Here is a 20,146-nt window from a genome sequence, read left to right on the forward strand (position 1 = left end):
CGGTTCGTTGGTGGCCGTCACGGTCGCCGCGCTGTGGCATGCGCGCGAGGCCGACCAGGCGCGAGCTGCGGCCGAACAGCGCGCCGCCCCGGCCGCCACCGCCGCCACCGCCACCACCGCCAAGCCGGTGGCCAGCGCCGCGACCTACTTGCAGCTGGCCGCGGCGCGGCGCGGCGCCGGCGACCTGCCGGCTGCGCACCAGGCGGCGGCAATGGCACTCGGCCTGGCCGAAAAACAGCTAATGCAGAACGCCGACGATGTGCGCTCGCGGCGCGAGTTCGGCGTCGCGCGCGGCCAGCTCGGCGCCGTCCTGGTCGAACAGGGCCGCAGCGCCGACGGGCTGGCCGAAATGCGCAAGGCGCTGGCGCTGCGCGAAGAACTGGCGGCGAAACAGGCGGGCAGCGACGTCGCCGAGCGCGACGTCGCCGATGCGCACTCGGCGCTGGCCTGGGCGCTGATGGCGACCGGCGACTACCCCGCTGCCGAGCAGGAACTGGCGCCGGCGCATGCCACCTACGCGGCGCAACTGCGCGCCCGCCCGGCTGATGCCGGCGTGCGTGCCGGCCTGATCGAGCTGCAGATGGCGCGCGCTGCGGTGCAGAACCTGCAGCGCCACGGACGCGACGCCGTTACCTCGCTGGCCGCGCTGCATGCGCTGGCGCGCGGCGCGGGCACACCAATCGATTCCCATGTCGGCGCGCGCATCGCCTTGCTCGACGCGCACATCCAGCCGCGTGGCACGCCGGCCAAGGCCTACGCCGCGGCCGAGCAGGCCCTGGGGCAACTGCTGGCGCAGACCGAGAAGGATCCGGCCGACGCCCATCAACTGCGCGAAAGCGCGCTGGCGTGGCAGCAGACCGGTGAAATCGGCCTGCGCGCCAACCAGATCGCCGCCGCCTGCGGTTACCTTGCGCTGGCGGCGCAACGGTATGCGCAATTCGAAACGTCGCAACGGCAGAATGCCATCGACAAGCTGCGCCAGGGCCAGGTGCAGGCGCTACGCAAGGCCTGCGGCTGACACGGGTCAGGTCTGGCCCCAGGCCCTTGCTGCGCGCCGCGGTTTCGTCGTCGCCGGCGGCCACCGCCACGTCGTGGACGTGGTCGTGGTCGTGGAAGTCGAAATTCTCACAATGGCGTGGTTGATGGCCGCTCCTAGTCGATGGCGGTGATCGGACCACGTCAGGGCGCAATCCGCCAATATACGATTGAGCCGATTCAATGGCTGCGCGGTCGTGCGCACCGGCAGGCGCGCCGTGCCGGCATTGACATGGTCGAATGTCAGGCGCCGTATTGACGCATCCCTGATTTGCCGCAGCGCTACGGCCGACGATAAATGACGCCGCCCTTCATGACAAATCCGACGTTGCGCAGCGCGTTGACGTCAAGAGTCGGGTCGCCATCGACCGCGACGACGTCGGCCAGCATCGATGGCTTGAGCTGGCCGAGCTCGTTCGATTTGCCGAGGATCGCGGCGGCCACCGTGGTGGCGGCGCGCAGCGCCTCAAGCGGCGTCATGCCGAGCCGGACCATCCATTCAAGTTCGCGCGCGTTGCTGCCGTGGGCGAACACGCCGACGTCGCTGCCGTTGCCGATGATTACGCCGACTTTGCGCGCCAGCCGGAACGCCTGCGCCGCCTGCTGCATGGCGGTGGTCGGCGCGCCGCCGCGCACATGCTTTTGAAAATATTCGCCGATCGCTTCCGGCGCGGTCAAGGTCGGGATATGCGCAGTGCCGCGCTCGGCCATCAGGCGGAAAGTGGGTTCCGTGATGCCATAGCCGTGTTCGATCGTGTCGGCGCCGGCCAGCACCGCCATGCGCGTCGGCTCGTCGGTGCTGGCGTGGACCGCGACCTTGCGGCCGGTGACGCGGGCCGCCTGCACCATCGCCTTCATTTGCCGGCGGCAGGGCCGACCGCCTGGATGCGGCCCTGCGCGACCAGCACCGCCCAGCCCATGTGTGCTTCGCCCTCGCCGGTCCAGACGCGCTCGGCGGTGAGCAATACGGGGCGCGGTTCGGCCGCATGGGCCAGCGATGCAAGCAGCGAGAGGGAAATCAGCAATAAGCGCGTCGTGGTCCTTCCGAATGGGGAAGGGGCAATCATAGCTGAAGACAAATGCAGTTTCTGCGCTGACTTAAAGACCGTCGTCCTCGCGGATGCGGGGACCCAATTTCCCGGGCGCAGCGACAACGCCCGGCTTGGTCCGTTAAAAGTTGCTCAGCTTATCGCGCAAACTGGGGGGCATGCGTTTCCCGTGCGCGAGGACGGCCATTGAAGCGTTACTGCGCGGCCCAGCCGCCATCCATGTTCCACGCCACGCCGCGCACCTGGTCGCCGGCCGGGCTGCAGAAAAACACTGCCAGCGCGCCCAGTTCCTCAGGCGTCACGAATTCGCCCGACGGCTGTTTTTCGGCCAGCAGCGCCTTCTTGGCCGCCTCATTGCTGATGCCTTCCCTGGCGGCGCGGTCGTCGACCTGTTTTTGCACCAACGGGGTCAGGACCCAGCCCGGGCAGATCGCATTGCAGGTGACGCCGGTGTGGGCGGTTTCGAGCGCGGTGACCTTGGTGAAGCCGACCAGGCCGTGCTTGGCCGCCACATAGGCCGACTTTTGGGCCGATCCAACCAGGCCGTGGACCGATGCCAGGTTGATGATGCGGCCCCAGTTGTTCCGCTTCATGCCGGGTAGCGCCAGGCGCGAGGTGTGGAAGGCCGAAGTCAGGTTGATGGCGATGATCGCGTCCCACTTGTCGGCCGGGAAGTCTTCGATGTTGGCGACATGCTGGATACCGGCGTTGTTGACGAGCACGTCGACGCCGCCGAACTTCTCGAAGGCAAACCCCATCATCGCTTCGATGTCAGCCGGCTTGGACATGTCCGCATTATGATACGCGGTGCCAACGCCGAACTCGACGCCGATGTCGTTGTAGAGCTTGTCGATCATCTGGGCGTCGCCGAAACCGTTGAAGATGATGTTGGCGCCTTGCTCGGCCAGCGAGCGGGCGATGCCCAGGCCGATGCCGGAAGTCGAACCGGTCACGAGTGCCGTCTTGCCGCTTAACATGCTGCTTTTCATTGTTTCCTCGAAAAAAAAGGGGGCTGGATAGGAGATAACAGAAGGTTGCAGCGCGACAGGCACCACGTGAATAGGATTTTAATCGCAACGCCCGGTAAAATGTCGGTTCTGGAAAAAATTGAAGCACCGCGTCGAACCTGGGAGCCGGCATGACCGCAACAACATTTAAATCAGTGCAATGCATCTCGCCGGCGGGCTTGCACCGCATGGCGTACAAGCAATGGGGCGAGGCCGACAACCCGAACGTGCTGGTGTGCGTGCACGGCGTCACCCGCGTCGGCGACGATTTCGACGCACTGGCGCGTGCGCTGTCCGACCATTACCGCGTGATATGTCCAGACGTGGTCGGGCGCGGGCGCTCCGGGCAACTGGGCAATTCGCAGCTGTACCAGATCGCGCAATACGTCAGCGACATGGTGACGCTGGTCGCCCGCGTCACCGCCAACTCAGCCAGCGGCAAGGTCGACTGGTTCGGCACGTCGATGGGCGGCCTGATCGGCATGGCGCTGGCATCGCTGCCGGATAATCCGATCGGCAAACTGGTACTCAACGACATCGGCCCGACGCTCGACCCGGTGGCGCTGCGGCGCATCGGCGACTATATTGCCCAGGACCTGCGTTTTGCCAGCTTCGCCGAGGGCGCCGCGTTCGTGCGCGAAGTGTCGGCGTCGTTCGGCGAGCATACCGACGAACAATGGCACAAGCTGGCGGCCGACGTGCTGCGCGAAGGCGACGACGGCCAGTGGGTGCGCCACTACGACATGGGCCTGGCCGAACCGCTGCGCGGCGCCACGGCGGAAAAAGCCAAGGCTGACGAGGCAATGCTGTGGGCCGCCTACGATGCGATCCGCTGCCCGACCTTGCTGGTGCGCGGCGCCAATTCCGACCTGCTATCGCATGCGACGGCGCAGCAGATGTTGACGCGCGGCCCGAAGCCGCAGCTGGTCGAGATTGCCAACACCGGCCACGCGCCGACTTTCATCCATGCCGACCAGATCGCGATCGCTCGCAAGTTCCTGGTCGGCTGATACCCTCTTACCACTACTACAAAAGGCAATTGAATACCATGGAAATTACCCGACTGCACGTTGGCAAACGCTTGTCCGAAGCCGCGATCCACAATGGCACCGTCTATCTGGCCGGCCAGGTCGCCGTCGACACGGCGGCCGACATCGTTGGCCAGACGCGCGAGGTGCTCGATCACGTCGACCGCTTGCTGATGGAGGCCGGCAGCGACAAGAGCTGCATCTTGATGTGCCAGATTTTTATTACCGACATGGCCAATTTTGCCGGCATGAACGAGGTGTGGGACGAATGGGTGACGGGCGGTCACTCACCGCCGCGCGCGACGGTCGAGGCGAAGCTGGCCGATCCGGCCTGCCTGGTCGAGATCGTCGTCACCGCGGCCCTGCGCTAGGGCGGCGTGGTCGCCATTGCTGCGCTCGGTAGCGCAACGGCTGAACTGGTGCAGGGCCTGGGGCCGGAGGACAGCGCACGGGTCGAAGCGGCGCTGGCGCATGCGACCGAGACCTACCAGGACAAGCTGTGTACTTCCGGCCAGGGCGCGCTGGAGTTTTCAGTTGGCGTGGCCAGTACGCTGGCCTTCCTGCGCAGCGATGCCGAAACCCGCATCGCCGGGTTGATGTTCGAGATGACGGTAATCGAACCGGCCGCGGCGGCCGGGCTGGAGACGCGCTTCGGCCGTGAAGTGACCGACCTGGTGACGGGCGTGCGCCAGCTGATCCGGCTGCGCGACATGACCGTCGGCCAGGGCGGCCAGCAGCCGGTCGGACGCGGCAAGGGCGCCGCCCAGCAGGCGGTGGCCCAGGTCGAAACCTTGCGCAAGATGCTGCTGGCGATGGCCAGCGACATGCGGGTGGTGCTGGTGCGCCTGGCTTCGTGCGTGACGACGCTGCGCTATTTTGCCGACCAGCGCCTGTTCAACGACATGACGCGCGATTACGGCCGCGAGACGATGGACCTGTACGCGCCGCTCGCCAACCGGCTCGGCATCTGGCAGCTGAAGTGGGAGCTCGAGGACTTGTCATTCCGCTTTCTTGAGCCGGAAACCTACAAGCGCATCGCCAAGATGCTCGAAGAAAAACGCATGATGCGCGAAGGCTTCGTGCAGTCGGCCATCACGCGGCTGCAAAACGAACTGGCGGCGGCCGGCATCGCGGCCGAGGTGTTCGGCCGGCCCAAGCACATCTACAGCATCTGGAGCAAGATGCGCGGCAAGGAGCTCGATTTTACCGACCTCTACGACGTGCGCGCCTTCCGCGTCATCGTCGCCGACGACAAGGCATGCTACGCGGTGCTGAGCCTGGTGCACAATATCTGGACACCGATCCCCAACGAGTTCGACGACTATATCTCGCGGCCCAAGTCGAACGGCTACCAGTCGCTGCACACGGTCGTCACCGCCGACGACGGCCGCCCGCTCGAAGTCCAGATCCGCACAAAAGAAATGCACAGCTTTGCCGAGTACGGCGTCGCCGCCCACTGGCGTTACAAGGAAGAGGGCGGCTCCGACTTCAAGGGCCAAAAGTACGACGAGAAAATCGCCTGGCTGCGCCAACTACTGGCGTGGAAGAGCGACGTCGCCGACGCCGTCGTCGTGCAGGAAGACACCCAACGCGAATGGGTCGAAAAACTCAAGTCGACCACCCTCGACGACCGTATTTTCGTGCTGACACCGCAGGCGCGCGTGCTCGAGTTGCCGGTCGGCGCCACGCCGATCGACTTCGCCTACTACCTGCACAGCGAGGTCGGCCACCGCTGCCGGGGCGCGCGCGTCGACGGCGTGATAGTGCCGCTCAATACGGCGCTGCGCAACGGCCAGACCTGCGAGATCATCACCGCCAAGGGCGCGCCCGGCACCGCCGGCCCGTCGCGCGACTGGCTCAATGCCGAGTACACCGCCAGCACCCGCACCCGCGCCAAGGTACGCGCCTGGTTCCACGCCATCGACTTGCAGGAAACGCTGGCCCACGGCCGCGCGCTGGTGGAAAAGTCGCTGCAGCGCGAAGGCAAGACCGCCGTCAACCTCGAAGCGCTGGCGCATAAACTCGGCTTTTCCAAGGTCGACGACCTGTTCGTCGCGGTTGGCAAGGAAGAATTCAGCCTGCGCCACGTCGAGCAGGCGCTGCACGACAACGGCGAGGCGGCCGAACCCGAAGACGCGGTGGTGCTGAACAAGAGCCGCGCGTCGAGCGTCGAACAGGGCGCCAAATCGGGGGTGCTGGTGGTCGGCACCGAAGGGCTGATGACGCAGTTGGCCAGGTGCTGCAAGCCGGCGCCGCCGGACGGCATCGTCGGCTTCGTCACGCGCGGCCAGGGCGTGTCGATCCACCGCGCCACGTGCAAGAATTTTGCCGAAATGCGGCGCAAGGCGCCCGAGCGCGTGATCCACACCGACTGGGGACGCGCCGGGCAGGACACGGTCTACCCGATCGATCTGTTCATCCTCGCGGGCGACCGCCAGGGTTTGCTGCGCGATATCTCCGAAGTGTTTTCGCGCGAGAAAATCAATGTTATCGGCGTCAATACCCAAAGTACGAAAGGCCAGGCGCGCATGACGTTCACCGCCGAAATCGGCTCGACCGCCCAGTTGCAGAAAGCCTTGCTGGCGATCATGGAGGTGGGCGGGGTGCAGCAAGCGCGGCGCCATTGAGAGAACAGTGGTTGGCACAAGCGCCCTTGCCCTTGTCCTCGCCAAGGCGGGGGGCAATTGCGCGCTCACAGCGCAGCGCTGGTTCCTGCTGCAATCGGCGACAAACGGCGACAAACGGCGAGCCCGCCTTTGCGAGGCCGAGTTATCATCCACGCATGCCGAACAATTCCTTCCTCTATTCAAAACCGCAGCAGTGGCGCCACCAGCTGGCGCATTACGCCGCCAGCTGGTGGCGCATGCTGCTGCTCGGCGCCATCGCGCTGGTGCTGGCGTTTTCGCCGTCGACCTATACGCGCGAGCATCGCCGCGCCACCGCGCGCCAGATCTACCTCGGCGCCTGGCAGGTTTTGCCCTGGTTCACGGCGCTGTCGGCGCTGATCAGCCTGGTAATCATCCGCATCGTGCTGGTGACCGCGCTCAGTTACGGCCTGTCGCGCTTCGGCCTCGAAATGGTGGTGCGGGTGCTGGTGCTCGAACTCATTCCGCTGGCCGCGGCGATGTTCGTGGCGCTGCGCGCGGGGATGGCCTTCAATGCCGCCGTCCTCGATCCGCTCGCTTCGGACCGGTCCGAGCAAGCGGCATGGCGGCTGCGGCGTAACCTGGTGGCGGAAGTGTCCGGCAACGCGTTCGCGGTGCTCAGCCTGGCCATTGTCAGCAGCGTGCTGGTGCTGGTGCTCGCTTACCTGAATGTGTACGGCCTCTCGCCGTGGGGGCTGGACGACTACACCCGCACGGTCGGGCGCGTATTCGAGCCCACGGTCGCGATCGGCTTCGGCATCAAGACGCTGCTGTTCGGCCTGGCCGTGGCGGTGATTCCCGCCGCCGCCATGATGGAAATCCAGCGCTTTGGCAGAAATGGGGAGTCGACCACGCAGCCCGGCGCGGTGCGCCTGCTGTTCGTGCTGACGGTGATCGAGGCGGCGTCGCTGGCCGTCAAATACTTTTGAAGGAAGACCCGCCATGACCGATCCGGCCATCCATGCAACAACTGACGCACAAACCGACGTGGCCATGGCCGCGCCGCCGCATATCGAAATCAAGGCGGTTATCCTGCTGGTCCTGATGACGTCGCTCATTGCCGCTTTCCTGCTGTATGTGATGTACGCGCGCGGCGTGTTCGAAGTCACCCAGCGCCTGGTGCTGGTGTCGGACGATTCGGAAGGCATCATCCCCGGCATGGACATGACGTTCGCCGGTTTTGCGGTCGGCCGCGTGCGCCGGGTCGAGCTGGCGCCGGACGGCAAGGCCCGTATCCTGGTCGACGTGCCGCGCAAGGACGCCAACTGGCTGCGCGTGTCGAGCGTGTTTACGCTCGAGCGCGGGCTGGTTGGCGATCCGAAGATCAAGGCCTACACCGGGATCCTGACCGACCCGCCGCTGCCGGACGGCGCCACCCGCACGGTACTGCGCGGCGACACCGGCGCCGAGATTCCCAAGCTGGTGGCCAGCGCCCGCACATTGCTTGAAAATCTGGAGGCGATGACGCGCCTGGACTCGAGCCTGAACGCCAGCCTGGCCAATGTGCAGGCCGCAACCAACCGGATGGGCGGCAAATACGGGCTGCTGGGCGGTGCGCTGGGCGGCGACGAGCAGGCGCGCAAGGCAATGCTGGCGCTGGACCGGGTCAACGCGCTGCTGGCCAGCGCCGACCGCCGCGTGTTCGGCAAAGCAGGTATCGCCGACGACACGCAAGCGGCTGTCGTCCAGCTGAACGCCGTGTTGCAAGGCGCCAGCGCCAGCCTGAAAAAACTCGACGCCGTGCTGGCCGAGGCCCAGGCGGTCGGCAAGAATGCGCGCGTCGCCACGGACGATCTGGGGGTGCTGCGCGCCGAAGTCGACAGCAGCCTGCGCAAGGCCTCGCGGCTGGTCGACGAGATCAATCGGAAATGGCCATTTGCCCACAAATCGGAGTTAAAACTGCCATGAAGACGATCGCCACTTGCTTGCTCGCTGCGATGCTGGCCGCCTGCGCCGCCAAACAGGTCGAGCCGTCGTGGCGGCCGAACGCCACCGGCGCGCTCGACAGTTTCAGCGACGCTTATTTAAAAGGCGACAGCGCGATCGCCGCGGTCGATTTTGCGCGCGCGCGCCGCGAGATGACGGGCACCGGACGCGCCGACCTGGTCGCGCACGCCGAACTGGTGCGCTGCGCGGTGAAAACGGCCAGCATCGATGGCGGCGAGTGCGAAGGATTTGCGCCGCTGGCGCGCGATGCCGGTGCGGCACACCGGGCCTACGCGGCTTTTCTGGCGGGACAGTGGCAAGGGCTCGATGCGGCGCTGCTTCCCGAGCAGCATCGCCCGATCGCCAGCGGTACCGGCAGTCTGGCCGGCGTGGCCGACCCGTTGTCGCGGCTGGTCGCGGCCGGTGCCATGCTGCAGGCCGGACGCATCGGGCCAATCGATATCGTCACCGCCACCGACACCGCCTCGACCCAGGGCTGGCGCCGGCCCTTGCTGGCGTGGCTGGGGATAGCGGCGCAGCGCGCGAAAGCCATCGGCGATATGGTCGAACTGGCACGGATCGAACGGCGCATCGCACTGGCGTCGTCGCGCTGACCAGCTTGGATGGCCAAATTGCCAGTCTCGCCGCGGTGATTGCAAGGGCTACACAACCTTGGTCCCGATGCTGCCTTTTTTCCTTGGAGACCTTCGAACACCTTCTTGCGGTCTGCAAAGTCGTGCCGCGCGACCTATTTTTTAAACTTTTTCGGGCAAGCAAATGATGAAAAGCGGTTCCCAAGGCGGCCTTGTGTATTCCACCGAACTCGGGCGGGTTTGTCCCGATTGCCGCCAGGCGCTCGCGCAGTGCGCCTGCAAGACGCGGGCCAAGGCCGTCCCTGGTGGCGATGGCGTCGTACAAGTGTCGCGCCAGACCAAGGGGCGCGGCGGCAAGAGCGTGACCGTTGTCAAAGGGCTGGCCCTCGATCCGCTCGCGCTGGCTGTGCTGGGCAAGCAATTGCGCACGGCCTGCGGTTGCGGCGGGACCGTCAAGGATGGCGTTATCGAAGTGCAGGGCGACCATTGCGACCTGGTGATGGCGACGTTGAAAAGCTACGGCCATAGCCCGAAGCGGGCAGGCGGCTGATGGCCTGGTGCGCGTCGACGGCGATATCACCAGTGCGGAGCGCGCCTCTTCGCCCGGCATCGCGTATATCACGTCGAACTCGTGGCACTGGCCGTTGACGGTATCGAGGCTTACAAGGCGCGCTTACATTGACAGGGAGGAGGGGGGCGCGTCGGGCGGCTCCGGTTGCAAGGTAACGTGGTCGATGCCGTGCTTTTCGAGCAGCATGGCCTGCACCGCTTCGAGCACCTGCGGCCAGGACGCCAGGTCGGCAATTTCAAGGTGGCCGGTCAAGGCCGGTTCGCCTGGCGTCATCTCCCAGATGTGCAGGTCGTGCACCGACCTGACACCGTCCAGCGCGGCCAGGTCGGCGCCCACCTGGAGGTAATCGATCTGCTCGGGCACGCCCTTCATCAGGAAGTGGTACGACTCGCGCAGCACGGCGACGGTCGATTTCAAGATCAGCAGCGAAACGAATACCGACAGCAGCGGGTCGATCTGCATCCAGCCGGTGTAATAGATGACGGCGCCGGCCACCACCGCGGCGACCGAGCCGAGCAGATCGCCCATCACGTTGACCATCGCTGCGCGCGTGTTCATGTTCTGGTGGTCGCGCGACAGCATCCAGGCCACCAGCAGGTTGATGGCGATGCCGACCGTTGCCACCGTCATGACCACCGCCCCTTGCACCGCTTCCGGATGGGCGAAGCGGCGCGCCGCTTCGAACACGATCCAGCATACCAGGGCCAGCATCGCCAGGCTGTTGACGAAGGCGGCCAGCGCTTCGGCGCGGCCGAAGCCGAACGAGTGACGGGCCGACGGCGGGCGCTTGGCGATCAGCTGCGCCAGCAGCGCGAGACCCAGCGCGGCGGCGTCGGTGACCATGTGGCCGGCGTCGGAAATGAGGGCCAGCGAGTTCGAGATGAACCCGGTGACCACTTCGACGACGGCAAACAGCAACGTCAGCACCAGCGCGCAGGCCAGCGCTTTCTGGCTGCGCGCGGGGGCGAAGTGGGCATTTTTGGCGTCGCCAGCGCGGTGGGCGTGCAGGTGGGCGGAAGAGGGGGCGGGAGCGGGTGGTTGCATATGGCGGCGATGACGATCGATAGAGGCGAAGTGTAATGGATTTCTGATATGCCCACGCTTGTCTTGGACTTTGCGCCCATCCCAAAAATAGCCCTTGTCATTCCCGAATCGCCTCTCTATAATGCTGGTCTTCGGGCGGTTAGTTCAGCTGGTTAGAATACTTGGTCGACATCCAAGGGGTCGGGGATTCGAATTCCTCACCGCCCACCAGAATTTGGCAGCATAGCAATATAAGAGTGAGAAAGGCACCATGGTTATGACACCGCGAACTACGACGGAGTTGTTCCAGCGACGCTAGTCGAGGTGGATTCTTTCGCTCAACGAAAAGATCAAGCGCGGCTAGCCCGCGCTTTTTTTCGTTCGCATTTTCGATTTTCCTCTTATTGCCAATTATTACCAATCATTACCAATTATTCGGCGCCTTGCGCCAGATGGAGAACAGCATGATCTCAGTCCGCCTTCCCGATGGTTCCGCCCGCGAGTATGACGGCCCGGTCACCGTAGCCCAGGTTGCCGCCAGCATCGGCACCGGCCTTGCCAAGGCGGCGCTGGCCGGCAAGGTCGACGGCAAGGTGGTCGATACGTCGCACCTGATCGATGCCGACGCCGACCTGTCCATCATTACCGACAAGGACCCCGAAGGCCTCGACGTGATTCGCCACTCCGCCGCCCACCTGCTGGCCTATGCCGTCAAGTCGCTGTACCCGGACGCGCAGGTGACGATCGGTCCTGTCATCGAAAACGGCTTTTATTATGACTTCGCCTACAAGCGCCCGTTCACCCCGGACGACCTGGCGGCGATCGAAAAGAAGATGACCGAGCTGGCCAAGAAAGACGAGCCGGTGACGCGCACCGTCATGCCGCGCGATGAGGCGGTGGCCTACTTCAAGTCAATCGGCGAAGCCTACAAGGCCGAGATCATCGCCTCGATCCCGGCCGGCGAAGACGTGTCGCTGTATGCGGAGGGTGACTTCACCGACCTGTGCCGCGGCCCGCACGTGCCGTCGACCGGCAAGATCAAGGTGTTCAAGCTGATGAAGCTGGCCGGCGCTTACTGGCGCGGCGACTCGAAGAACGAAATGCTGCAGCGGATCTACGGCACCGCCTGGGCGAAAAAGGAAGACCAGGAACTGTACCTGCACAACCTGGAAGAAGCGGAAAAGCGCGACCACCGCAAGCTGGGCAAGCAGCTCGACCTGTTCCACTTCCAGGACGAGGCACCAGGCCTGGTGTTCTGGCACCCGAAAGGCTGGACTATCTGGCAGCAGGTGGAGCAGTACATGCGCCACAAATACCAGGTCAACGGCTACCAGGAAGTAAAGGCGCCGCAGATCCTCGACCGCACGCTGTGGGAAAAGACCGGCCACTGGGAGAACTATCGCGAGAACATGTTTTCGACCGAGTCGGAAAACCGCTCGTATGCGCTGAAGCCGATGAACTGCCCCGGTCATGTGCAAATTTACAACGCCGGCATGAAGAGTTACCGCGACCTGCCGCTGCGCTTTGGCGAATTCGGCCAGTGCCACCGCAACGAGCCGTCCGGCGCGCTGCACGGCATCATGCGCGTGCGCGGTTTTACCCAGGACGACGGCCACATTTTCTGCACCGAAGAGCAGATCGCGCCGGAAGTGATCGCCTTCCATGCGCAGGCGATGGAGGTGTACAAGGATTTTGGCTTCGACAGCATCGACATCAAGATCGCGTTGCGCCCCGATAACCGGATCGGCTCGGACGACGTGTGGGACGAAGCTGAGGCCGCGTTGCGTTCGGCGCTCGGCGCCTGTGACGTCAAGTGGACCGAATTGCCGGGCGAGGGCGCGTTTTACGGCCCGAAAATCGAATACCACCTGAAGGATTGTCTCGGCCGCCCTTGGCAGGTCGGTACCATGCAAGTCGATTTCTCGATGCCGGGCCGGCTTGGCGCCGAATACGTCGCGGTCGACAACACACGCAAGGTGCCGGTGATGCTGCACCGGGCGATCGTCGGTTCCATGGAGCGCTTTATTGGCATCCTGATCGAAAACCACGCCGGCGCCCTGCCGCTGTGGCTGGCGCCGGTGCAGGTCGCGGTGCTCAATATTTCCGACGCGCAGTCTGAGTTTGCGCAAGGTGTTGCTGATCAGTTACGAAAAAGCGGGTTCCGGGTTCACGCTGATTTGCGGAACGAGAAAATAACCTATAAAATACGTGAACATTCTGTCCAAAAATTGCCGTATATCCTCGTGATAGGCGATAAAGAGCGGGATGCAAACACTGTGGCCGTGCGAGCACGTGGCAATATCGATCTGGGTGTGATGTCCGTCGATGCCCTCGTGGAGCGTCTCAAGCAAGAGATCGCATCCAAAGCGTAAAGCATGGCCGAATTACCAGACTTTATAAGGAAACACCATAGCTACTGACAAGTCGCATCGCATCAATGGCGAAATCACGGCCCCCGAAATGCGTTTATCCGGGGTCGAAAACGAGCCGCTCGGCATTGTGAGCCTCGCCGAAGCATTTCGTCTGGCTGAAGAGGCCAACGTCGACCTGGTAGAGATTGCGCCAACCGCGCAGCCGCCGGTATGCCGCCTGATGGACTACGGCAAGTTCAAATATTCGGAGCAGAAGAAGGCTCACGAAGCGAAATTGAAGCAGAAAATCATCTTGGTCAAGGAAGTCAAATTCCGTCCGGGTACCGATGATGGCGACTACAACATCAAGTTGCGCAACCTGATCAAGTTCCTCGATGAGGGCGACAAAACCAAGATCACGCTGCGCTTCCGCGGCCGCGAAATGGCCCACCAGGACATCGGTTTTCGCATGCTCGAACGCCTGAAGGGAGATCTTGAGCCGTTCGGCCAGGTCGAGCAATTCCCGAAGATGGAAGGCCGCCAGATGATCATGATCCTGTCGCCGAAAAAGAAGAAGGCATAACGCCAGGGTCAGGCCCGGTTTTGCTTTTAAGGGGCCTGAGCCCGGTTCAGGACCGCAAGCGGGTGAGTCATCTCATCCGCTTTGTTTTTTTTGGTGGCTTTCAGCCAACAAAGCCGGTGTCAGGCCCAGAAAGAAAAAACGGTCCGACCCCAGTCCGGGTGCCGTGCTATAATCCGCGGCTTCCTTCCTTCAGGGGAATGGAAATAATGTGAAAGCAGGCATCTAAGCGCAGCGAGTTGTTGCCACCTGCAATCCTATAATGGAGCTGTCTACAGGACAGAACTGCTATGCCTAAAATGAAGACCAAAAGCTCTGCGAAAAAACGTTTTCGCGTGCGTCCAGGTGGAACCGTTAAAGCGGGCCACGCTTTCAAGCGTCACATCCTGACCAAGAAAACGACCAAGAGCAAGCGCCAATTGCGCGGAATCACGAACGTCGACGCTGCGGATGTACGTTCCGTCATGCGCATGATGCCAACCGCTTAATCTCACCACTCAATTTAAGGAGTTACTATGCCTAGAGTAAAACGTGGGGTTACAGCTCGTGCCCGTCATAAGAAAATTCTTGTCCAAGCTAAAGGCTACCGTGGTCGCCGCAGCAAGGTGTACCGTGTTGCCAAGCAAGCAGTCATGCGCGCTGGCCAATACGCTTACCGCGATCGCCGCAACAAGAAGCGCGTATTCCGCCGCCTGTGGATCGCCCGTATCAACGCCGCTTCCCGTGAGCATGGCGTAACGTACAGCGTGTTCATGAACGGCTTGAAGAAAGCCTCTATCGAACTGGACCGTAAAGTCCTGGCCGATATGGCAGTGATGGACAAGCCGGCTTTTGCCGCGATTGTCAACGCCGTCAAGGCAAAGATCGCCGCGTAAGCAGCGATCGATTGTCAAGCGCCGCCTGCGGGTGGCGTAAAAAGAGCGGGGCAGAGGTTCAAACCTGTGCCCCGTTTTTGATTGTGGCGCCGCCGACGCGTCGCACCCCGACAGGAAACCACACAGCATGAACTCCCTGGAACAACTCGTCGTCACCGCGCAGGCTGATTTTCTCGCCGCCGAAGACGCTGCCGCACTCGAAAACGCCAAGGCCAGGTATCTTGGCAAGAGCGGCCAGATTACCGAACAGATGAAGGGCCTGGGCAAGCTGGACCCGGACCAGAAAAAAATCCAGGGCGCGCTGATCAACGCCGCCAAGGTGCAGGTCGAGGCCGCCTTGAGCGCGCGCCGCGACGCGCTCGCCAACGCCCAGCTCGAAGCGCGCCTGAACGCGGAGGCGATCGACGTCACCCTGCCGGGACGCGGCCGTTCAATCGGCGGCATCCATCCGGTGATGCGCAGCTGGGAGCGGGTCGAGGAAATCTTCCGCTCGATCGGCTTCGACGTCGCCGACGGCCCCGAAATCGAAAACGACTGGACCAATTTCACCGCCCTCAACAGCCCGGAAAACCATCCGGCCCGCTCGATGCAGGACACCTTTTATATCGAGGGCAACGACAGCACCGGCAAGCCTTTGCTGCTGCGCACCCATACCAGCCCGATGCAGGTGCGCTATGCGCGCACGCATACGCCGCCGATCAAGGTAATCGCCCCGGGCCGCACCTACCGCGTCGACAGCGACGCCACCCACTCGCCGATGTTCCACCAGGTCGAAGGCCTGTGGATTGCCGAGGACATCAGCTTTGCCGACCTGAAGGGCGTGTACCTCAATTTCGTCAAGGCCTTTTTTGAGACCGACGATTTGCAGGTGCGGTTCCGGCCGTCGTACTTCCCGTTCACCGAACCGTCGGCCGAGATCGACATCGCCTTTGGCAGCGGGCCGCTCAAGGGGCGCTGGCTGGAGGTGTCGGGTGCCGGCCAGGTGCACCCGACGGTGGTGCGCAACTTCGGCCTCGATCCGGAAAAATACATCGGCTTCGCGTTTGGCTCCGGCCTCGAGCGCCTGACGATGCTGCGCTACGGGATTAACGACTTGCGCCTGTTCTATGAGGGCGATTTACGTTTCCTGAAGCAGTTTAATTAAATTTTCCGCAAACTATTCGCAGCAAGGCACGCATATGCAATTTTCAGAAAACTGGCTCCGCACCATGGTCAACCCTTCGATGACGTCGGATGAGCTGTCGCACTTGCTCACCATGTCCGGCCTCGAGGTCGAAGAAGTGGAGGCGGTGGCGCCGCCGTTTTCGAACGTGGTCGTCGCCGAAGTGCTGGAAGTGGTGCGCCATCCGAACGCCGACCGTCTCAACGTGTGCACCGTCAACGTCGGCACCGGCAGCTTGCTCAACATCGTCTGCGGGGCGCCGAACGTGCGCGCCGGCATGAAGGCGGTCTGCGCGATGGCCGGTGCGCTGTTGCCGCCCGGCGCCGACGGCAAGCCGTTCGAGATCAAGGTCGGCCAGCTGCGCGGGGTCGAGTCGCAGGGCATGATGTGCTCGGCGAAAGAGCTGAAATTGTCGGATGACGCCGGCGGCCTGATGGAGCTGCCGGCCGATGCGCCGGTGGGCCAGAACATTCGCGACTACCTGGCGCTCAACGATTTGAAATTTACCATCAAGCTGACCCCGAACAAGGCCGATTGCCTGTCGGTGCTAGGCGTGGCGCGTGAAGTGTCGGCGCTGACCGGGGCGGCGCTGGTGGCCCCAAGCAGCCGCAGCGTGGCGGTCAACGGCAGCGAAGTGCTGCCGGTGAAAATCAGCGCGCCGGACCTGTGTGGGCGCTTTACCGGGCGTGTCATCCGCGGCCTGAACGCCAAGGCGCAAACGCCGGCGTGGATGGTCCAGCGCCTCGAGCGCAGTGGCCAGCGTTCGGTGTCGGCGCTGGTCGACATCTCGAACTACGTCATGCTCGAACTGGGCCGGCCGTCGCACGTGTTCGACCTGGATAAAATCCACGGCGGCCTCGACATCCGCTGGGGCATCAAGGGCGAGTCGCTCAAACTCCTGAACGGCAACACGGTCGCGGTGGACGACTGGGTCGGCGTCATCGCCGACGAGCGCCAGATCGAGTCGCTGGCCGGCATCATGGGCGGCGACGCCACTGCCGTCTCGCTCGACACCGACAACATCTACCTGGAAGCGGCATTCTGGTGGCCGAACGCGATCCAGGGCCGCGCCCGCCGCTTCAATTTCTCGACCGATGCGGCCCACCGCTTCGAGCGTGGCGTCGATTTCGCCACCACCGTAGAGCACATCGAGCGCATCACCGCATTGATCGTCGAAATCTGCGGCACCGCCGACACGGTGGTTGGCCCGGTCGACGACCAGTCGGTCAACCTGCCGCAACGCTCGCCGGTCATGCTGCGCACGGCGCGCGCGCAAAAAGTGATCGGCGTGCCGCTCACCGACGAGGTCGTCGCCGACATCTTCACCCGCCTGGGCCTGCCGTTCACGCAGCAGCCGGGCCAGTTCGCGGTGACGGCGCCGTCGTACCGCTTCGACATCGAGATCGAGGAAGACCTGATCGAGGAAGTAGCGCGCGTGTACGGCTTTGAAAACATCCCGGCGCGCCCGCCGGTAGCGGCCAGCGCCATGATCGCCGCGCCCGAGCACATCCGCTCGCTGTTCGCGATGCGCCATCGCATGGCCGACCTCGGCTACCAGGAAGTGGTCAACATGAGCTTCGTCGACGCGGCTTGGGAAACTGACTTTTCTGCTAACCGCGACCCGATCAAATTGCAGAACCCGATCGCCAGCCAGATGAACGTGATGCGCTCGTCGCTGATCGGCAGCTTGGTGGCCAATGTGCGCTACAACCTGAACCGCAAGGCGGGCCGGGTGCGCGTGTTCGAGATCGGCGCCATTTTCCAGCGTAATCCATTCGCGCTCGACGGCGCGCTGTCGATCGCCGGCTTCGACCAGCCGAAGCGGCTCGCGGCGATGGCCTACGGCCCGGCGCTTGACGAGCAGTGGGGCGTGCCGTCCCGCGTCATCGACTACTTCGACGTCAAGGCCGACCTGGAGGCGATGTTCGCCCCGATGCTGCCGCGCTTCGTGAAAATCGATCACCCGGCGCTGCATCCGGGACGTTCGGCCGCCATCGAACTCGATGGCAAGCCGGTCGGCTTCATTGGCGAACTGCATCCGCGCTGGTTGCAAAAATACGAGCTGGCACAGGCGCCGGTCCTGTTCGAGATCGACGTGCTGGCACTGCAGCAACGCTTGACGCCGAAATACGACGACATCTCGAAGTTCCCGGGCGCCACCCGCGATCTCGCGCTGGTAGTCAAGCAAGACGTTGCCGCGCAAGACGTGATGGACGCTTTCATTGCTGAGAAGCATTCAAATCCTGCGGGAAACATCGTGCAAGCCATTGTTTTATTTGATGAATATCGCGGCAAAGGGGTGGAGGCAGATGAAAAAAGCCTTGCATTCCGCTTTAGCTTGCAAGATACTCAAACCACCTTGCAGGACGATGCGGTCGATGCGCTGATGATGGCGATGGCCGCCGCCGCCGGGCAAAAACACCACGCAACCATGCGTAAGTAAGCTTGTTTAAAAACGTTTGATTGATAAGGCAGGGCAGCAAAATTAATAACAACGACGTTGATTCGGCCGTACTCCAATCGGCATTGGCGGCCGACCTGCATCGCGCCATGCTGGTTGCCAAGGTGCGCCAGCAGGCCGAGAAAGACTTGCCGACCCTCACCAAGGCCGAGCTGGCCGAACTTTTGTTCGAGCAGGTCGGGCTGAACAAGCGCGAAGCGAAGGACATGGTCGAAACTTTTTTCGACGAAATCCGCAATGCGCTCGAACGCGGCGAAGCGGTCAAGCTGTCCGGCTTCGGCAATTTCCAGCTGCGCGACAAGCCGCAGCGCCCGGGCCGCAATCCAAAGACCGGCGAAGAAATTCCCATCACCGCGCGCCGCGTGGTGACGTTCCATGCAAGCCAGAAGCTTAAAGCCATGGTCGAGGCGACCAGTCCGCTGGCAAAAGCGGCCTGAAATACATCATGAACGATCGCCCGAGCAAGACCGATTTGATCGTGCTGCCGCCGATTCCTGCCAAGCGCTACTTCACCATCGGTGAAGTCAGTGAATTGTGCGGGGTCAAGCCGCACGTGTTGCGCTACTGGGAGCAGGAATTTACGCAACTTAAGCCGGTCAAACGACGTGGGAACCGGCGCTACTACCAGCACCACGAAGTGTTGCTGATCCGCCGAATCCGCGAGCTGTTGTACGAGCAGGGCTTTACCATCAGCGGCGCGCGTAACAAGCTCGACAGCCGTAGCGGCGAAGCCATGCCGGCCCAGGGCGTTGGCGGCGGGGACGTCCAACCGGCTGGCGAAGGCACTGGCGCCAGCGGCGAGTACCCCGGCAACGCGATGCTTCGCAGCGAACTGATGGCTATCCTGACGTTGTTGCAGCAGGGCGCCTAGTCCGACGCCACGCGCCGACAGGGTTCAATCCACCGCGGCCGTTTGTGGCACCTGTTGGATTGGCCCTCGGGGTGATAGAATATTATTATGGTAGTGTAGCCGACCAACGCATGCGCAGTACCGGGCGTGGGGTTCGCTTCGGCTCTTTCCTGTGCCAGGAAAAATTAAGGAAAGACAATGATACGCGTTGCCATTTGTGACGATCACCAAATTGTACGAGCAGGTTTCAAGCAGATTTTTTCGACGTCTGGCGATGACTTCACGGTCGTCGCCGAAGGCGCAACAGGACGCGAAGCCCTCGACATCGCACGCCGCGAAATCTGCGACGTGCTGCTGCTCGATATCGCCATGCCGGATCAAAGCGGCATCGATATCCTGCGTACCATCCGCCAGGGTCAGCCAAACCTGCCGGTGCTGATCCTGTCCGGCTATCCCGCGCAGCAGTACGCGCTGAATTTGTTCAAGATGGGTGCCAACGGCTACCTGAACAAGGAATGCGAAGCGGACGAACTCAAAACCGCCGTGCGCACCGTGTTCCAAGGCCGCCGTTACGTGTCCTCGACCGTCGGCGAACTGCTGGCGCAAAGTTTCGACCGCGATCCGAATACCGCCTTGCACACAGAATTGTCAGACCGCGAGTTCCAGGTTTTCCTGCGGCTGGCAAAAGGGGCTACCGTATCCGACATCGGCGTCGCCTTGTCGCTGTCGATCAAGACGGTGTCGACCTACCGCACCCGCATCATGGAAAAGATGGGCCTGCAGTCGAATAGCGACCTGACCTATTATGCGATGAAGAACAATTTGCTCGATTAGCGTTATGGCAGGCCAGTATGGCGGCACAGGCGCCTGCCAGTGCGCCCCCGCGCACATATTGGCGGTATATACAACAAGGCGGCGACTACCCTGATGAAACAGGAAAATCGCCGCTGCGGGTGAAACGGCGCCGTTATCGACGCCGCGTTATCACTT

At 63.1% G+C, this 20,146-nt stretch carries 21 protein-coding genes and 1 tRNA gene; 18 read left to right on the plus strand and 4 right to left on the minus strand.

The genetic code is table 11. From position 1 onward, the window contains the following. Positions 1-1,018, plus strand: a 1,018-nt coding sequence (locus tag CR103_RS22660) for a hypothetical protein (RefSeq protein ID WP_099916153.1), incomplete at its 5' end; no start/stop codon positions are given. Between the two features lie 299 nt (positions 1,019-1,317). On the opposite strand, the gene CR103_RS11625 is transcribed toward CR103_RS22660, so the two are convergent. The 3 genes from CR103_RS11625 to CR103_RS11630 all read right to left on the minus strand — a co-directional run bounded on the left by CR103_RS11625 (position 1,318) and on the right by CR103_RS11630 (position 3,073). Then, entirely contained in the window at positions 1,318-1,893 is a 576-nt protein-coding gene (locus CR103_RS11625; protein WP_099916154.1) for an amidohydrolase family protein, read from the minus strand. Then, positions 1,890-2,060, minus strand: coding sequence for a hypothetical protein (locus CR103_RS22665; RefSeq protein ID WP_180279360.1), 171 nt, complete (start codon positions 2,058-2,060; stop codon positions 1,890-1,892). Before CR103_RS22665 ends, CR103_RS11625 begins: the two co-directional genes overlap by 4 nt. 218 nt (positions 2,061-2,278) lie before the next feature. After that, on the minus strand, positions 2,279-3,073 hold the full coding sequence (locus CR103_RS11630; RefSeq protein ID WP_099916155.1) for a 3-hydroxybutyrate dehydrogenase: 795 nt from the start codon (positions 3,071-3,073) through the stop codon (positions 2,279-2,281). Positions 3,074-3,222: 149 nt separating this feature from the next. Here CR103_RS11630 and CR103_RS11635 point away from each other — a divergent pair, with 149 nt between their 5' ends. From CR103_RS11635 to CR103_RS11665, 7 genes are all read left to right on the plus strand, one after another. Next, complete coding sequence (locus tag CR103_RS11635; protein ID WP_099916156.1) at positions 3,223-4,101, plus strand: alpha/beta fold hydrolase; 879 nt, start codon at positions 3,223-3,225, stop codon at positions 4,099-4,101. Positions 4,102-4,139: 38 nt separating this feature from the next. Continuing rightward, positions 4,140-4,490 (plus strand): RidA family protein, encoded by a 351-nt coding sequence (locus CR103_RS11640; protein ID WP_099916157.1) that lies wholly within the window; start codon positions 4,140-4,142, stop codon positions 4,488-4,490. 6 nt (positions 4,491-4,496) lie between these two features. Then, positions 4,497-6,746, plus strand: coding sequence for a RelA/SpoT family protein (locus tag CR103_RS11645; RefSeq protein WP_099916158.1), 2,250 nt, complete (start codon positions 4,497-4,499; stop codon positions 6,744-6,746). 155 nt (positions 6,747-6,901) lie between these two features. After that, positions 6,902-7,693, plus strand: coding sequence for an MlaE family ABC transporter permease (locus tag CR103_RS11650; protein ID WP_229443020.1), 792 nt, complete (start codon positions 6,902-6,904; stop codon positions 7,691-7,693). A 13-nt stretch (positions 7,694-7,706) separates the two neighbouring features. Continuing rightward, the gene (locus tag CR103_RS11655; RefSeq protein WP_229443021.1) at positions 7,707-8,672 is read left to right on the plus strand and encodes an MlaD family protein; all 966 of its coding nucleotides are present in this window, start codon (positions 7,707-7,709) and stop codon (positions 8,670-8,672) included. After that, positions 8,669-9,304 (plus strand): hypothetical protein, encoded by a 636-nt coding sequence (locus tag CR103_RS11660; protein ID WP_099916159.1) that lies wholly within the window; start codon positions 8,669-8,671, stop codon positions 9,302-9,304. Before CR103_RS11655 ends, CR103_RS11660 begins: the two co-directional genes overlap by 4 nt. Positions 9,305-9,470: 166 nt before the next feature. Beyond that, positions 9,471-9,833: a translation initiation factor Sui1 gene (locus CR103_RS11665; RefSeq protein ID WP_099916226.1), complete on the plus strand. Its 363-nt coding sequence runs from the start codon at positions 9,471-9,473 to the stop codon at positions 9,831-9,833. A gap of 123 nt (positions 9,834-9,956) precedes the next feature. On the opposite strand, the gene CR103_RS11670 is transcribed toward CR103_RS11665, so the two are convergent. Then, the gene (locus tag CR103_RS11670; protein ID WP_099916160.1) at positions 9,957-10,898 is read right to left on the minus strand and encodes a cation diffusion facilitator family transporter; all 942 of its coding nucleotides are present in this window, start codon (positions 10,896-10,898) and stop codon (positions 9,957-9,959) included. Positions 10,899-11,031: 133 nt separating this feature from the next. Between CR103_RS11670 and CR103_RS11675 the strand changes: the two genes are divergently transcribed. From CR103_RS11675 to CR103_RS11720, 10 genes are all read left to right on the plus strand, one after another. Then, positions 11,032-11,108, plus strand: a tRNA-Val gene (locus tag CR103_RS11675). Between the two features lie 233 nt (positions 11,109-11,341). Next, positions 11,342-13,249: a threonine--tRNA ligase gene (thrS, locus tag CR103_RS11680; protein WP_099916227.1), complete on the plus strand. Its 1,908-nt coding sequence runs from the start codon at positions 11,342-11,344 to the stop codon at positions 13,247-13,249. A gap of 37 nt (positions 13,250-13,286) precedes the next feature. Continuing rightward, complete coding sequence (infC, locus tag CR103_RS11685; RefSeq protein ID WP_099916161.1) at positions 13,287-13,811, plus strand: translation initiation factor IF-3; 525 nt, start codon at positions 13,287-13,289, stop codon at positions 13,809-13,811. A gap of 287 nt (positions 13,812-14,098) precedes the next feature. Continuing rightward, on the plus strand, positions 14,099-14,296 hold the full coding sequence (gene rpmI / locus CR103_RS11690) for a 50S ribosomal protein L35 (RefSeq protein ID WP_099916162.1): 198 nt from the start codon (positions 14,099-14,101) through the stop codon (positions 14,294-14,296). Positions 14,297-14,323: 27 nt separating this feature from the next. After that, complete coding sequence (rplT, locus tag CR103_RS11695; RefSeq protein WP_038493023.1) at positions 14,324-14,683, plus strand: 50S ribosomal protein L20; 360 nt, start codon at positions 14,324-14,326, stop codon at positions 14,681-14,683. Positions 14,684-14,810: 127 nt separating this feature from the next. Then, entirely contained in the window at positions 14,811-15,827 is a 1,017-nt protein-coding gene (pheS, locus tag CR103_RS11700; protein WP_099916163.1) for a phenylalanine--tRNA ligase subunit alpha, read from the plus strand. Between the two features lie 34 nt (positions 15,828-15,861). After that, positions 15,862-18,288: a phenylalanine--tRNA ligase subunit beta gene (pheT, locus tag CR103_RS11705; RefSeq protein ID WP_099916164.1), complete on the plus strand. Its 2,427-nt coding sequence runs from the start codon at positions 15,862-15,864 to the stop codon at positions 18,286-18,288. A gap of 107 nt (positions 18,289-18,395) precedes the next feature. After that, positions 18,396-18,743, plus strand: a complete 348-nt coding sequence (locus tag CR103_RS11710) for an integration host factor subunit alpha (RefSeq protein ID WP_099916228.1) — start codon at positions 18,396-18,398, stop codon at positions 18,741-18,743. Between the two features lie 8 nt (positions 18,744-18,751). Next, a complete protein-coding gene (locus CR103_RS11715; protein WP_099916165.1) occupies positions 18,752-19,177 on the plus strand; it encodes a MerR family transcriptional regulator in 426 nt (141 codons plus the stop codon). Positions 19,178-19,354: 177 nt separating this feature from the next. Further along, positions 19,355-19,990 (plus strand): response regulator, encoded by a 636-nt coding sequence (locus CR103_RS11720; protein WP_099787743.1) that lies wholly within the window; start codon positions 19,355-19,357, stop codon positions 19,988-19,990. The last annotated feature ends 156 nt before the right edge of the window (positions 19,991-20,146 follow it).

This window comes from Massilia psychrophila, assembly GCF_002760665.1.
GTDB lineage: Bacteria > Pseudomonadota > Gammaproteobacteria > Burkholderiales > Burkholderiaceae_D > JAFCUW01.

What these genes read in the sequence shown, in the direction of transcription:
- CR103_RS11625 (WP_099916154.1), bottom strand. Translation starts at nt 1,893, where the DNA reads ATGAAGGCGATGGTGCAGGCGGCCCGCGTCACCGGCCGCAAGGTCGCG.
- CR103_RS11630 (WP_099916155.1), bottom strand. Translation starts at nt 3,073, where the DNA reads ATGAAAAGCAGCATGTTAAGCGGCAAGACGGCACTCGTGACCGGTTCG.
- CR103_RS11635 (WP_099916156.1), top strand. Translation starts at nt 3,223, where the DNA reads ATGACCGCAACAACATTTAAATCAGTGCAATGCATCTCGCCGGCGGGC.
- CR103_RS11640 (WP_099916157.1), top strand. Translation starts at nt 4,140, where the DNA reads ATGGAAATTACCCGACTGCACGTTGGCAAACGCTTGTCCGAAGCCGCG.
- CR103_RS11650 (WP_229443020.1), top strand. Translation starts at nt 6,902, where the DNA reads ATGCCGAACAATTCCTTCCTCTATTCAAAACCGCAGCAGTGGCGCCAC.
- CR103_RS11655 (WP_229443021.1), top strand. Translation starts at nt 7,707, where the DNA reads ATGACCGATCCGGCCATCCATGCAACAACTGACGCACAAACCGACGTG.
- CR103_RS11660 (WP_099916159.1), top strand. Translation starts at nt 8,669, where the DNA reads ATGAAGACGATCGCCACTTGCTTGCTCGCTGCGATGCTGGCCGCCTGC.
- CR103_RS11665 (WP_099916226.1), top strand. Translation starts at nt 9,471, where the DNA reads ATGAAAAGCGGTTCCCAAGGCGGCCTTGTGTATTCCACCGAACTCGGG.
- CR103_RS11670 (WP_099916160.1), bottom strand. Translation starts at nt 10,898, where the DNA reads ATGCAACCACCCGCTCCCGCCCCCTCTTCCGCCCACCTGCACGCCCAC.
- thrS (WP_099916227.1), top strand. Translation starts at nt 11,342, where the DNA reads ATGATCTCAGTCCGCCTTCCCGATGGTTCCGCCCGCGAGTATGACGGC.
- rpmI (WP_099916162.1), top strand. Translation starts at nt 14,099, where the DNA reads ATGCCTAAAATGAAGACCAAAAGCTCTGCGAAAAAACGTTTTCGCGTG.
- rplT (WP_038493023.1), top strand. Translation starts at nt 14,324, where the DNA reads ATGCCTAGAGTAAAACGTGGGGTTACAGCTCGTGCCCGTCATAAGAAA.
- pheS (WP_099916163.1), top strand. Translation starts at nt 14,811, where the DNA reads ATGAACTCCCTGGAACAACTCGTCGTCACCGCGCAGGCTGATTTTCTC.
- pheT (WP_099916164.1), top strand. Translation starts at nt 15,862, where the DNA reads ATGCAATTTTCAGAAAACTGGCTCCGCACCATGGTCAACCCTTCGATG.
- CR103_RS11710 (WP_099916228.1), top strand. Translation starts at nt 18,396, where the DNA reads ATGCTGGTTGCCAAGGTGCGCCAGCAGGCCGAGAAAGACTTGCCGACC.
- CR103_RS11715 (WP_099916165.1), top strand. Translation starts at nt 18,752, where the DNA reads ATGAACGATCGCCCGAGCAAGACCGATTTGATCGTGCTGCCGCCGATT.
- CR103_RS11720 (WP_099787743.1), top strand. Translation starts at nt 19,355, where the DNA reads ATGATACGCGTTGCCATTTGTGACGATCACCAAATTGTACGAGCAGGT.